Genomic DNA, 12,916 nt, shown 5'->3' on the forward strand with positions numbered 1-12,916 from the left:
CGCCAGCCATGTTTCTCCCGCTTCACGATCACAATCGGCTGAAACATGTGCCGCGGCCTTATGTCAATCTTTCGCTGATTGCCGCCAATGTTCTGGTTTTCCTGCTGGTGCAAGGCGGAGGGATAACTGAAGGGGCGAGCGCGTCGGTTTACTCTTATGGGCTCGTACCGGCGGTCTTTTTCGACCTGCGCGATCTTGCCCCGCACCTTCAGGTCCTACCGGAGTGGTCCGGGATCGTGACGTACGCCTTTTTGCATGGCGACTTCATGCACCTTTTGGGCAACATGCTGTTTCTTTGGGTGTTTGGTGACAATGTGGAAGATGCAGTCGGCCATATCGGCTACTTCGTCTTCTATTTGTTGTGTGCCGCTGCCGGTGGTTTTGCCTATGCAGCCCTCGATCCGGGTTCCGAAATCCCGTTGATCGGCGCATCGGGTGCCGTATCGGGTGTGGTGGCGGCTTATCTGATGCTTCACCCGCGCGTGCGTATCTGGGTGCTCGCGTTCGGCCGTGTTCCGTTGCGGCTGCGGGCTATCTGGATCTTGGGAGCGTGGGTAATTTATCAGTTTGTGCAGATCGCCACATCAATCGACAGCCAGGTTGCCTGGATTGCCCATATCGGTGGCTTGGCGGCAGGCGCCATCCTCATCTTGTTCATGAGGCGCCGCGGGGTGGTGCTGTTTGACCGGGATCTCGCGTGAAGTTGATTGATTTGAATTGGGGAACTGGAGCCTAGGCCCTGACCCTAGATCTCAAGCAAGCTGCCATTTGCCGGATTTGCTGCGGCATGCCGTGCCGTTGTCCTGGCGCCTCGTTCCGGATGCGAGCAGGATGTTTTCCCGATACGATCGGCAAAAAACTCCGCTACGGGTTTTCCAAGTGCGGACCGGGGTCACAGATCCGCTGGCACCAGTCTCCTGGTTCCGCCAGGAACTGGTTTTTCCTGATAAGGATGTTTCAAGAGCATTTTGAAACGTGGCTTCGGCCATCGTTTGATCGGACCGCGCAAGACCGCTGCCGGTGCCAGGCCCGACAAGCGCCGAGGCTGTGCATCCGCCTATAGCTGTAACCAGTGTCAGGACCGGGAGTATACGTGCCGCCCTTATATCCACCCGAATTCGCAACGCTTAACCTCTCCCGCTATTGCCACCCCCGCTCGATCGCCTCTCTCTCCTCGCTGGCAGACAAAGGTTCGCCGCCAGGCGCGCTGTTTCCCTGAAACTGAGATCGACCTGGAACCAATCCTTTAGTCGGTGAAGCGGGCGATTGTGCGGCAGGGGCTGGTGCAGGCGATTGTTCCGGCTGATTGTCGGCGTCATCGTCATCTGATGGCGCCCGGCCACCATCAGCAGCATCTGAGCCTCCGCGATTGCCGCCATCGTTGTCATTATCTCCAGAATCGCTCTGGGCTTCGCTTTCAGAGTCGTTTCCGCCGCGATCACCTCCGCCTCGGTCGCTTCCCCCGCGATCGCTGCCACCCCGGTCACCACCGCCGCGTTCGCCGCCGCCTCTTTCGCTGCCGCCGCGACCACCATCACCATCACTGTCGCCGTCGTTGTCTGCAGCGGAGCCGCCGCGCTCGCCGCCGCGTCCGCTACCGCCCCTTTCGCTGCCCCCGCGGTCACTTCCACCGCGACCGCCATCACTGTCGCTGTCGTTATCTCCGTCGGAGCCGCCGCGTTCACTGCCGCCTCGGCCTCCGCCCCCGCGACCATTGCCGTCGTCACCGCCCCGGTCACCTCTCTCGCTGCCACCGCGGCCTCCGCCACGGCCTTCACCGCCTCCGCGGCTGTCGGATTCCGCGACTGCGGCGATGGTCGTTTTCTGGTCAAACAAGGGGCTGAAGTAGACACAGGAAAAAACCAGCGCCGCAGCCACCACACCGGACAGACGTCGGACCATCGCAGAGAGGCGGTCATGCAATGGCGTCTGGCGGGTATGTTCCATGTAGTCGTTGTCTTTCAAGGCTTGCGCGCGCCTGACAATCTGAAGATTGTTCTGGCTTTCCCCTTTAGAACCCTCAAGTGGGTACATTCCTTCCTGCAATGTAGTCAAAAAATAGCCGGGATCAAAAGTCTAACTCCGGTGTTGTAAAGTTTGAAAGAGGCGTGGCGGAGAACTTCTTGGCCGATGAACCACTGAAAGCGGACATGATCCGCTTGATACCGAAACTTAGAAGTTTCGCGCTGCGGCTATGCCGGAATCCGGATCAGGCAGACGATCTGGTGCAAACGACGTGTGAGCGGGCCATCCGGTCGCTGGATCAGTTTGATCCTGCAACCCGTCTGGACAGCTGGATGTTCCGGATCCTGCAGAATCTCTATTTCAACATGCAGCGGGACACGGCCAACCGCGCAAGACTGTTTGAGAAAGCGATGTTCGATTATGACGACACGTTTGACGGCCAGCGGGCGGCAGTTTCCAGCTTGGAATTGCAACAGGTTCGCCGGTTTATCGAGCAGTTGGACGACGACAACAGAACGGTCTTGATGATGATCGCCATAGATGGGCGCAGCTACAAGGATGTTGCCGAAGAGCTCCAGGTTCCGATCGGCACGGTCACGAGCCGGCTGGCCCGCGCAAGGTTGAAACTGAGAGACTGGCTGGAAGCCAGAAAGTCGCCGGAGGGCGCATCGCAATCGGCATCCAAGGGGGTGGTGTCATGACGTTTGATGAAAAGAAAAGCCAAGTGGACTTGGCGCAGGATATCGGGCTGATCCTGGATAATGAAATGCCGCCCGAAGCGCGGGACGAATTGCTGATCCGTCTTCAGGCTGATGCCGACAGTGCTGAGCTTATGAAGCAAATGGCGGCAGATCAGGCGCTGCTTCAAGAGGTCCTGCCGCCGTCTGTTCCGGACGCCACCATAAAGCGGCTTGAGAGCGTCATTGAACGCGAATTCGACCGCCGGGCTCCGAAAGCCGGATCTGACCGGCACTGGAGCCGCGCCATCGTATATCTCGCAGCTTCTCTTGTTTTGGTCGCCGGGACTTTTGCTGTCACGAATTTCTGGATGCAGTCCCGGATGGATCAGGTCGTTGCTTCGCTTGCGGTCCATATGGAGACGGAACGCCTCGCCCTTGCTCAGACGGTTCAGGAGGCCTTGGAAACAAAGGTCAGCGGAGAACCGGTCGCGATCGGCCAGGATGGAGACTGGTCGGAGATCCTGACGCCAATCAAGACCTACAAGAGCAAAAGCGGGCATTGGTGCAGGCAGTATTTGCGGGAAACCCGGTTCGGGAAATTGGATATGACCATTCGGGGCACGGCCTGCCGTGACGAAAATGGCGTCTGGACCACGGTTTTTGCCGAACCTGTTTCAGATAATTTCTCGCCACAAACCAACGGGATCTGATTTCTCCAATCACTTGCTGGGCGCTGATTGCCTGCGCCTGCTGCATTTTGCCGCGCTGCCGCAATGTCATGTTTGCGACGCAACTTTTGCAAAGCACGGCAAATTGCGCTTTTAGCCCTTTTGCTGTCATTGACAGGTGCCGCGCAGGTCAGTACCGTCCCGCGCCATGCGCCACGGTTGGCTTGTTTCCGCCGTTTGTAACGAAGCGTTACAGGGCGGGCGCAAGCCCTTTAATGCGGTGCGGTGAAAGCCGGCCCAGCAAGAGGTTGAGACCAAATGAAAATCCTCGTACCCGTAAAGCGGGTCATCGATTACAACGTGAAAGTTCGCGTGAAGGCGGACGGTTCTGGAGTGGATCTTGCCAACGTCAAGATGTCCATGAACCCGTTTGACGAAATCTCCGTGGAAGAAGCCCTGCGCTTGAAGGAAGCTGGCAAGGCGACTGAAGTTGTTGTTGTTTCCGTCGGTCCGCAGCAGGCGACCGAAACACTCCGGACCGGTCTCGCCATGGGCGCCGACCGCGGCATTCTGGTCAAGACGGACGAAACCACCGAGCCACTCGCCGTTGCCAAGATCCTGAAGGGCATTGTTGAAGCCGAAGAGCCGGGCCTTGTCATCGTTGGCAAGCAGGCGATTGATGATGACTGCAACCAGACCGGCCAGATGCTTTCCGCACTTCTTGGCTGGAGCCAAGGCACGTTTGCATCCAAGGTTGATCTCGGTGACAGCACAGTTGACGTCACCCGTGAAGTCGATGGCGGTCTTCAGACAGTGAAGCTGAAGCTGCCTGCAATCGTTACGACCGACCTGCGCCTTAACGAGCCGCGCTATGCATCGCTTCCGAATATCATGAAAGCGAAGAAAAAGCCGATCGACGAGAAAACACCGGACGACTACGGCGTCGACATCACACCGCGTCTGACGGTTGTCACCACGGCTGAGCCGGCCGCTCGTGAAGCGGGTATCAAGGTTGGCTCCGTGAGCGAACTGGTCGAAAAACTCAAGAACGAAGCTGGTGTCCTTTAAGGACCGTCGCAGGAGGAAAGAAAATGACAACACTTCTTGTGGCTGAACACGCTGGTGGCGCACTGAACGATGCAACATCAAAGGCAATGACCGCAGCTGCAGCTCTGGGCTCCGACGTCCATGTGCTGGTTGCCGGTAAAGGCGTTCAAGGTGTGGCCGAAGCTGCTGCGAAGCTCTCCGGGGCTGCAAAGGTTCTGGTTGCTGAAAGCGATGCACTCGAACATCAGCTGGCAGAGCCGACGGCCGATCTGATCGTTGGCCTGGCCGGTGACTATGATGCCATTGTCGCTCCGGCGACCGCAAACGGTAAAAACACCTTGCCGCGCGTTGCAGCCCTGCTCGACGTCATGCAGATCTCTGACGTTACCGCAGTGATTGACGCTGAAACCTTCGAGCGTCCGATCTATGCAGGCAACGCGATCCAGACGGTCAAATCCGGCGATGCGAAAAAAGTCATCACCGTCCGAACATCCACGTTCGCAGCAGCTGAAGAAGGCGGTTCTGCCGCTATCGAAAAAGTTGCTGGTACAGATGGTTCGGGTTTGTCCGAATTCGTTGGCGAGGAACTTTCCAAGTCCGACCGCCCGGAACTGACGTCGGCCAAGATCATCATCTCCGGTGGCCGCGCACTGGGCTCTGAAGAGAAGTTCCAGGAAGTCATCATGCCGGTTGCCGACGCGCTCGGCGCAGCGGTTGGTGCATCCCGCGCAGCTGTGGATGCCGGATACGCTCCGAACGACTGGCAGGTCGGTCAGACCGGTAAGGTCGTGGCTCCGGATCTCTACATTGCCTGCGGTATCTCCGGTGCGATCCAGCACCTTGCGGGCATGAAGGATTCCAAGGTGATCGTTGCGATCAACAAGGACGAAGAGGCCCCGATCTTCCAAGTTGCTGATTACGGCCTGGTCGCTGACTTGTTTGACGTTCTGCCGGATCTGAAGGCGGCTGTCGAATAAGACCTGCGGCAAATTGATCACGGACCCCGGGGCGAATGTCAGTTTTCGCCCCGGGGTTCTTGCTGTTCGGCGAAAGACTTGCCAAAAATAACGGCAACAGGCCCTGTCGGGCATTTTATTCAGATCGGATATTCAGATGGCAGTCGAAATCAAAAAAATCGGCGTGATTGGTGCGGGACAGATGGGCAGCGGCATCGCGCATGTATGTGCGCTCGCTGGCTATGAAGTGGGTCTTAGCGACATATCCGTAGAACGGATCGAATCCGGATTGGCTTCCATCAACGGCAACCTCGCCCGCCAGGTGTCCAAGTCGATCATCACCGAGGAGGAACGCACGGCAGCTCTGGCCTGTCTGAAGCCGGCCGAGGACGTCGATTTATTGAGCGATGCGGATCTGGTTATCGAATCGGCTGTTGAAAACGAACAGGTCAAGCGCAAGATCTTTTCCCAGCTCTGCCCGATCCTGAAGCCGGAAGCCATCCTGGCGACCAACACATCCTCGATTTCCATCACGCGGCTTGCTGCCACAACCGACCGTCCGGAGCGGTTCATCGGCATTCATTTCATGAATCCGGTGCCGATCATGGAACTGGTGGAGCTGGTTCGCGGCATCGCGACTGAAGACGAGACGTTTGAGGCTTCCAAAGAATTCTGTAAACGGTTGGGCAAGCAGATTGCTGTTGCTGAAGATTTCCCGGCTTTCATGGTCAACCGCATCCTGTTGCCGATGATCAACGAGGCGATCTATACGCTTTACGAGGGTGTCGGCTCGGTTGAATCCATCGACAAGGCTATGAAACTTGGTGCCAACCATCCGATGGGCCCGCTGCAACTGGCGGATTTCATCGGTCTCGACACTTGCCTGTCGATCATGCAGGTGCTCTATGAAGGTCTTGCAGATACCAAGTATCGCCCGTGCCCGCTTCTCGTAAAATATGTTGAAGCTGGCTGGCTTGGCCGCAAGACACAGCGCGGTTTTTACGACTACCGCGGCGAGGTTCCGGTTCCGACACGCTAACCGATTCCACGGCCGTGAATCTCGCCCGCTATTGTCTGACCAACGCCAGTCCCGATCGGGACAAGGTCGCTTTGGAAGTCATCGGTACTGCGGGCGAGCGTCTGGAAATCTGGACTTACGCAGTTCTGACGCGATCAATCCTCTCAGTTGCCAATGGCTTGAGGCTTGAGGGCTTTGAGCGTGGCGACCGCGTTCTCTTGCGCATTGGACACTCCAGTGATTTTCCGCTGCTCTTTTTCGGGTCCATCGCTGCTGGCCTGGTCCCTGTTCCGACCTCTGCGCTGCTCACGAGCACCGAAACGGATACAATTCTCTCTGACTCTGGTGCTGCAGTTGTTGTCCATGACGGCAAAACAGCGTTGCCGCAGTCTGGGTCCGCGCGGGTCATTGGTCCAGAGGGGATCGCTCAGCTCAAACAATCTGATCCCGGAGAATTTGTAAATACAGCTGCTGATGACCCCGCGTTTCTGATCTACACGTCAGGCACCAGCGGAACTCCGAAAGGTGTTCTCCACGCGCAAAGGGCGGCTGCTGCCCGGGCGCCGATGTATCAGGGCTGGTATGGCATTCATGCTGACGACCGCTTGCTCCACGCCGGTGCCTTCAACTGGACCTACACGCTCGGTGTCGGGCTGATGGATCCATGGGCCAATGGCGCGACGAGTGTCGTTTATGACGGCCCGCGCGATCCACAGATCTGGCCCGAAATTCTGACGGCGAGCAATGCGACTTTGTTTGCGGCGGTGCCCAGTCTTTATCGGCGGATCCTGAAGTATGGTGAGGTTTCAGAAGGATCTTTTCCAAACTTGCGTCATGGCCTGACAGCTGGAGAAGCTCTTCCTGCAGAGCTCTATCACGCTTGGAAGGCGCGCACCGGACGCGAGCTTTATGAAGCGCTCGGCATGAGCGAAATCTCCACCTACCTCTCCAGCAGCCCAATCGTGCCCGTGAAGCCTGGTTCGCCCGGGCGGCCTCAGACCGGCCGGAAGGTTGCGATCCTCGATGAAACTGCAGAAGGCGACAAGTTTGCGGAGCCGGATACGGCCGGTCTTCTCGCGGTTCAACGGGACGAGCCCGGTTTGATGCTCGGGTACTGGAACCGGCCAGAGGAAACACAGGCCGCTTTCCGAGGCGATTGGTTCCTGACGGGTGACCGGGCGCGGGCCGATGAAGATGGCTACTACTGGTATGAGGGCCGGGCCGACGACCTCATGAATGCGTTTGGCTATCGCGTTGCGCCGGAAGAAGTGGAGCGCACCCTGGTCGGGCATCCGGAAGTTTCCGAAGTTGCCGTGACAACGGTTTCATCTGGATCCGGGGTCGACTTGATCACTGCCTTTGTTGTTCCCGCGGACCCGGACAGCTTCGATGAAACTGATCTTGCTGCTTTTGCGGTCGACCGATTGGCGGATTACAAACGACCAAAGGTCTACCGGATCATTTCCGAACTGCCGCGCACACCCTCGGGCAAAGTGCAGCGCAAGGCGCTTTCTAAAAATTAAACTCGGAAAAAATGCCGTAAGTTTTTGTTAACGTGTGTTTAAGGCGGCGCGGTTAGTGTTTGTCCATCCTTAGGAGACCAAGATGGACAGCGTTGGGATCGCCAACACATTTGTAGCCATGACCCAGGCCCAAACCGGCCAGGCGCTTCAGGCTGAAATGATGAAGATGGCAGCCCAGCGAGATGCCAATCTCGTGGCGCTTCTCCAGCAGGGCGCTGAGAGCCTTCAGGCCGCCGCCCCGCCCCCGGGTCTTGGAACCCAAGTCGACGTCAGCGCCTGATCAGTTCTTCTTTGCAGCTTTGTCGTTGATAGGGGCGACCCTGTGCGCACTTCAGCGTTCATTCCTTAACATTTTTGAAGAAACTTCTCATTCGGAACCGGCACCACGTCCGTTGCGATGCCGGAATGCCTCATATTCTGACACGTGCCGGCAAGCACCACTTCTGACAAATCCAAATCAGGTCAGACACTTATATCCAATAATTAAAATTTTAATCAATTTGTCTCGACTTCCGTAGGTTTTCATAAGGCCTTATCTCAAGTAACTTATTGTATTTACTTTATTTTCTTCGCTTTCCGCACAATATGAGATGTTGTGTTTTACGTAACGAACGGTGACGTCATGCCAGAAGGAATTGGATATGGGGCGTCCCCGGCATTCCAGCCTTCGCTGGCGGTGCCGAGAGGCGACCAGCTTGCGCAGCAGGCACAGCAAATCAATGCGCGTCAGTCGGAAGTTGTCGCAGAGACAGTGCAGCGTCAGGCGGATTTCAGTTCAAACCGGGCCGAAAGTCTTGCCCGGGTAGCTGAACAAATCGAACAGCGCGCGCAAACGGACGCCGGCCCAGGGGTCGGCGATGTTGTGGACATAACAGTTTAGAACGCAGAGCGTTCGCCCATACAACGCCAAAGGAGATCCGATATGGCGAGTGTATCAGACAGCACCTCTTCATCTGCAGCCTACAGCGCTGCCGCTGTCCGCAGTGAACTGGCAACCAACGCGGTTCGTGATCAGAACGAACAAGAGCGCCAGGTTGCGCAGCAGTTGGAAGAGTCACAGGCAACGGACGAGCAGGACCGCCGCGAACAGCGGCAGATCCCAGGCCTCGGCGAAGCTGTCGACATCACTGTTTAAAGAAACAGGCGGGATCCACACCCCGCCAATATGATCGTTTGGTCAGACCGGTGGCGGATCACGCCTCCGGTTTTGTCATGGACGCATTGATCAAGGCCTTGGCCTCACCGGAGGCCCATTCTGCCGGACCGTACATGGTTCCAACCTCGCAGCCGTCCGGGCTGATGAGGATTGTTGTCGGAAGCCCCGTGGCACGGGCGACTTTCCGCAAGTCTCTCAAAAGACCATTTTTCGCATCGTGGTAATAGGCCAGGTTGCCGACCCCGATTTCTTCCAAAAATGCTTTCGGCTTTTCAGGACCGCCGCGGTCAAGATTAACCGCCACCACTTCAAAGTCCGCATCGCCGAGTTCGGCCTGCAGCTCATCCAATGCGGGCATTTCCTTACGGCACGGCGCACACCAAGTGGCCCACAGGTTCATCAGCACCGTCCGGCCCTCAAAGTCTGCCATCGTGATGGGCTGGTCATCCGGGCCCAGGAACGTCAGGTTGCTGAGATCTAGCGGCTGACTGGCCGGAAGGAAGGCCGCGACCTCTCCTTTGGCATGCGGGGCCACCGCTTCTGCAGAAACAAGGGCGGCCGAACAGCTTTCGCCGCTGCCAATATTGCCATTTTGGCCGTTGATCACGTATAGAGCCGCTACAGCAGCCACTGCACCTGCGAGCCCGGCGGCATAGAGTTTCCGATTGGAGGACTTGGCAGGTTCGGTTGGCTTCGTCATTCGTTCACACCTCGCAAGGGGCGCCTTTCAAAGGACAGGACATGAGCAATCGCATGTGGGGAGGCCGGTTCGCTGAGGGACCGGACGCCATCATGGAGGAAATCAACGCCTCCATCGACTACGATAAGAAGCTATATAAGCAAGACATTGATGGCTCAAAAGCCCATGTGCGCATGCTCGCGGAAAAAGACATTGTGACGCGGGACGATGCCGACAAGATCGTTCAAGGTCTAGACACAATCCTGTCAGAGATCGAAAACGGCGCGTTCAAGTTTTCGAGGGGCTTGGAAGATATTCATATGAATATCGAAGCCCGTTTGGCGGAACTGATCGGTCCGGCGGCTGGCCGGTTGCACACTGCACGCTCGCGCAACGACCAGGTTGCCACCGATTTCCGGCTTTGGGTCCGCGACACGCTTGACACGCTGGACGCTCAGCTCACGGAACTGATGCAGGTTTTGGCCGAAAAGGCTGAAATTCACGCTGGCGACGTCATGCCCGGTTTCACGCACTTGCAATCTGCTCAACCGGTCACCTTTGGCCATCATCTGCTGGCCTATGTCGAAATGTTCGCCAGGGATCGCGGCCGTGTTCGGGATGCGCGCAAGCGCATGAATGAATGCCCGCTCGGATCCGCTGCGCTGGCAGGAACGTCGTTCCCGATCGACCGGAAAATGACGGCAGAAGCGCTAGGCTTCGATCGTCCGACCGCAAACTCGCTTGATGCTGTTTCCGACCGGGACTTCGTCATTGAAGCGTTGGGTGCCGCGTCCCTCACAGCCATGCATCTGTCCCGGCTGGCGGAAGAAATTGTTGTTTGGTGCTCGGCTCAGTTCGGCTTTGTAAAGCTGTCTGACAAGTTCTCGACCGGCTCTTCGATCATGCCGCAGAAGAAGAACCCGGATGCAGCCGAACTGGTGCGTGCCAAGACCGGCCGGATCTATGGGTCATTGCAGGCGCTTCTCGTTATGATGAAGGGTCTTCCGTTGGCTTATTCCAAGGACATGCAGGAAGACAAGGAACAGGCTTTTGACGGGCTTGCCAGCATCTCCCTCGCTCTGGCGGCAATGACCGGCATGATGCGCGATCTGGAACCAGTCACGAAGGCCATGAAAAAGGCTGCCGGCTCCGGTTATTCCACGGCAACCGATCTGGCTGACTGGCTGGTGCGGGTTCTGGGCCTGCCGTTCCGGGACGCCCACCACGTGACCGGCGCAATTGTTGCGATTGCGGTCAGCAAAGGTATTGAACTGCATAAGGTTTCTTTGGAAGAGATGCAGGGTGTTGAACCGAAGATCACCCAAGAGGTCTTTTCTGTACTGTCGGTCGACAAGTCTGTCCGCAGCCGGGTGAGCTATGGCGGCACATCGCCGGTGAATGTGCGCAAACAGGCGCGCCGCTGGCTGAAAGAGCTGGCCAAGGGCTGAACCCTATCTCCGTTTTCCGCATGACAGCCAAGACTGGTCTTGCCCAATCGGGTCTGTCATGCGAGGAGAAAGCAACAGGAACTCTCCGCCAAAAGGGCTGTAATGGTGACCACGCGCCGCATGATGACTTTCGCGATGACAGGACTATGTCTTGGTCTGCTGCTCACCGGTTGCGGCCGAAAGGCGGCCTTGGACACGCCCACGGCCGCTGCGCAGCCGAGCGCGGCGGAGGTTCAAGCCGAAACACAAGGCATTTATACGCCTGAACAACCGGCACCGACGGCAAGCTCAGGTGGCTTTATCCTCGATCCGCTGATCGGGAACTGACGCCATTATAGGCACTAAGTGAACACCAATCTGCATGAGTAAGACCCTTGCATCATTTTGATTATAAAGGCGGTGCCCTGTTCGCAGAGGACGTGGCTATCGAGGAAATCGCCCGGGAAGTCGGAACGCCGTTCTACGTCTATTCGACGGCGACGCTGACCCGGCACTATGAGGTGTTTTCGTCTGCCTTTGCCGACATCCCTTCGCTCGTCTGCTATGCGATGAAAGCCAACTCCAACCAGGCGGTTCTGGCAACACTGGCCCAATTGGGCGCAGGAATGGACGTTGTATCGGAAGGTGAACTGCGCCGGGCGCGGGCAGCAGGTGTTCCGGCGAACAAGATCGTGTTCTCCGGCGTCGGTAAGACGGAAACCGAGCAGGCCTATGCACTGACCGAGGACATCCTCTGTTTCAACGTGGAATCCGAGCCTGAACTGCATCAGCTTTCCCGCGTCGCGACCAAGATTGGCAAGACAGCCCGGGTCTCCATGCGCATCAACCCTGATGTGGATGCCAAGACCCACGCGAAGATTGCGACCGGCAAGGCGGAAAACAAATTCGGCATCCCATGGCAGCGCGCCCGCGAGGTTTATGCAACCGCTGCAAGCCTGCCGGGCCTTAAGGTCACAGGCATCGACATGCACATCGGTTCGCAGATCACCGAGCTTGAGCCATTTGACAGCGCTTTTGCACGTTTGGGCGAGCTGATCACGGATCTGCGTGGTCAGGGCCACGCCATTGACCATGTCGATCTTGGCGGCGGATTGGGTATTCCATATGTCACCGACAACGACCCGCCACCGCATCCGGATGCCTACGCGGAAGTCGTGAAGAAGCATGTTCGCGAACTTGACTGCAAGGTGATGTTTGAGCCGGGCCGCATGATTGCGGGCAATGCCGGGATCCTTGTCACTCAGGTCATCTATGTGAAGGAAGGTGCCGACAAGAACTTCGTTATTGTCGATGCGGGCATGAATGACCTGATCCGGCCGACCCTTTACGAAGCCTATCACGAGGTCCGCCCGGTTTCAGAGCCGGATGTGAATGCTGATCGATTCACGGCAGATGTTGTCGGTCCGGTTTGTGAAACCGGTGATTTTCTGGCCCAGAACCGGGATATGCCCAAGGTAAATGCCGGTGACATGCTGGCTGTCTATTCTGCAGGGGCTTACGGATCGGTGCAGTCGAGCACATACAATTCACGCCTTTTGGTGCCGGAAGTGCTCGTAAACGCTGATCAATTCGCTGTCATCCGTCCGCGACCGAGCTACGAAGAACTGCTCGACCTCGACCAAATTCCCGATTGGCTCAAGACTTCTTGACATAATTCTCCGGCAATTAGTTGTTTCAGCAACTTGCCGGAGCGCCCCTGATGCCTCACTCTTATAAGGGTGGACAAAAGCTAGGAGCAGCAGGACGCTATCCGGCGGCCTTGCTTCTGTGAGCATC

General features: G+C 57.3%; 16 protein-coding genes. 13 read left to right on the plus strand and 3 right to left on the minus strand.

Going from position 1 to position 12,916, the window contains the following annotated elements; all coding sequences use genetic code 11:
* Positions 1-8 precede the first annotated feature (8 nt).
* Complete coding sequence (locus tag SADFL11_RS17835) at positions 9-701, plus strand: rhomboid family intramembrane serine protease (RefSeq protein WP_008196391.1); 693 nt, start codon at positions 9-11, stop codon at positions 699-701.
* Between the two features lie 51 nt (positions 702-752).
* On the opposite strand, the gene SADFL11_RS25870 is transcribed toward SADFL11_RS17835, so the two are convergent.
* Both SADFL11_RS25870 and SADFL11_RS25325 read right to left on the minus strand, forming a co-directional pair.
* On the minus strand, positions 753-1,112 hold the full coding sequence (locus SADFL11_RS25870) for an RT0821/Lpp0805 family surface protein (RefSeq protein ID WP_407690694.1): 360 nt from the start codon (positions 1,110-1,112) through the stop codon (positions 753-755).
* 28 nt (positions 1,113-1,140) lie between these two features.
* Positions 1,141-2,034 (minus strand): hypothetical protein, encoded by an 894-nt coding sequence (locus tag SADFL11_RS25325; protein WP_050776016.1) that lies wholly within the window; start codon positions 2,032-2,034, stop codon positions 1,141-1,143.
* Positions 2,035-2,123: 89 nt separating this feature from the next.
* Between SADFL11_RS25325 and SADFL11_RS17850 the strand changes: the two genes are divergently transcribed.
* The 9 genes from SADFL11_RS17850 (at position 2,124) to SADFL11_RS17890 (ending at position 8,992) form a co-directional block, all read left to right on the plus strand.
* Positions 2,124-2,666: an RNA polymerase sigma factor gene (locus tag SADFL11_RS17850; protein ID WP_208981431.1), complete on the plus strand. Its 543-nt coding sequence runs from the start codon at positions 2,124-2,126 to the stop codon at positions 2,664-2,666.
* Positions 2,663-3,355 carry a hypothetical protein gene (locus SADFL11_RS17855; protein ID WP_040451193.1) on the plus strand — a complete coding sequence of 231 codons (693 nt, stop codon included), beginning with the start codon at positions 2,663-2,665 and terminating at the stop codon, positions 3,353-3,355. Before SADFL11_RS17850 ends, SADFL11_RS17855 begins: the two co-directional genes overlap by 4 nt.
* Before the next feature lie 276 nt (positions 3,356-3,631).
* Positions 3,632-4,381 carry an electron transfer flavoprotein subunit beta/FixA family protein gene (locus SADFL11_RS17860; protein WP_008197339.1) on the plus strand — a complete coding sequence of 250 codons (750 nt, stop codon included), beginning with the start codon at positions 3,632-3,634 and terminating at the stop codon, positions 4,379-4,381.
* 23 nt (positions 4,382-4,404) lie between these two features.
* Positions 4,405-5,337, plus strand: a complete 933-nt coding sequence (locus tag SADFL11_RS17865; RefSeq protein WP_008190712.1) for an electron transfer flavoprotein subunit alpha/FixB family protein — start codon at positions 4,405-4,407, stop codon at positions 5,335-5,337.
* Between the two features lie 136 nt (positions 5,338-5,473).
* Complete coding sequence (locus SADFL11_RS17870; RefSeq protein WP_008192067.1) at positions 5,474-6,355, plus strand: 3-hydroxybutyryl-CoA dehydrogenase; 882 nt, start codon at positions 5,474-5,476, stop codon at positions 6,353-6,355.
* A 14-nt stretch (positions 6,356-6,369) separates the two neighbouring features.
* Positions 6,370-7,857 carry an acetate--CoA ligase gene (locus SADFL11_RS17875; RefSeq protein WP_008195550.1) on the plus strand — a complete coding sequence of 496 codons (1,488 nt, stop codon included), beginning with the start codon at positions 6,370-6,372 and terminating at the stop codon, positions 7,855-7,857.
* A gap of 82 nt (positions 7,858-7,939) precedes the next feature.
* Positions 7,940-8,137: a putative motility protein gene (locus tag SADFL11_RS17880; protein ID WP_008191020.1), complete on the plus strand. Its 198-nt coding sequence runs from the start codon at positions 7,940-7,942 to the stop codon at positions 8,135-8,137.
* Positions 8,138-8,479: 342 nt separating this feature from the next.
* Complete coding sequence (locus SADFL11_RS17885; protein WP_040451192.1) at positions 8,480-8,737, plus strand: hypothetical protein; 258 nt, start codon at positions 8,480-8,482, stop codon at positions 8,735-8,737.
* Between the two features lie 42 nt (positions 8,738-8,779).
* Positions 8,780-8,992 carry a hypothetical protein gene (locus tag SADFL11_RS17890; RefSeq protein WP_008196545.1) on the plus strand — a complete coding sequence of 71 codons (213 nt, stop codon included), beginning with the start codon at positions 8,780-8,782 and terminating at the stop codon, positions 8,990-8,992.
* A 58-nt stretch (positions 8,993-9,050) separates the two neighbouring features.
* Here SADFL11_RS17890 and tlpA read toward each other — a convergent pair whose 3' ends face one another.
* Entirely contained in the window at positions 9,051-9,713 is a 663-nt protein-coding gene (tlpA, locus tag SADFL11_RS17895) for a thiol:disulfide interchange protein TlpA (RefSeq protein WP_008189592.1), read from the minus strand.
* Positions 9,714-9,754: 41 nt separating this feature from the next.
* Here tlpA and argH point away from each other — a divergent pair, with 41 nt between their 5' ends.
* The 3 genes from argH (at position 9,755) to lysA (ending at position 12,789) form a co-directional block, all read left to right on the plus strand.
* Complete coding sequence (argH, locus tag SADFL11_RS17900) at positions 9,755-11,140, plus strand: argininosuccinate lyase (protein ID WP_008190438.1); 1,386 nt, start codon at positions 9,755-9,757, stop codon at positions 11,138-11,140.
* A 102-nt stretch (positions 11,141-11,242) separates the two neighbouring features.
* Positions 11,243-11,467: a hypothetical protein gene (locus SADFL11_RS17905; RefSeq protein WP_008193782.1), complete on the plus strand. Its 225-nt coding sequence runs from the start codon at positions 11,243-11,245 to the stop codon at positions 11,465-11,467.
* Positions 11,468-11,514: 47 nt separating this feature from the next.
* A complete protein-coding gene (gene lysA / locus SADFL11_RS17910; RefSeq protein WP_008190649.1) occupies positions 11,515-12,789 on the plus strand; it encodes a diaminopimelate decarboxylase in 1,275 nt (424 codons plus the stop codon).
* The last annotated feature ends 127 nt before the right edge of the window (positions 12,790-12,916 follow it).

Origin of the sequence: Roseibium alexandrii DFL-11, assembly GCF_000158095.2 — a bacterium.
Taxonomy (GTDB): domain Bacteria; phylum Pseudomonadota; class Alphaproteobacteria; order Rhizobiales; family Stappiaceae; genus Roseibium; species Roseibium alexandrii.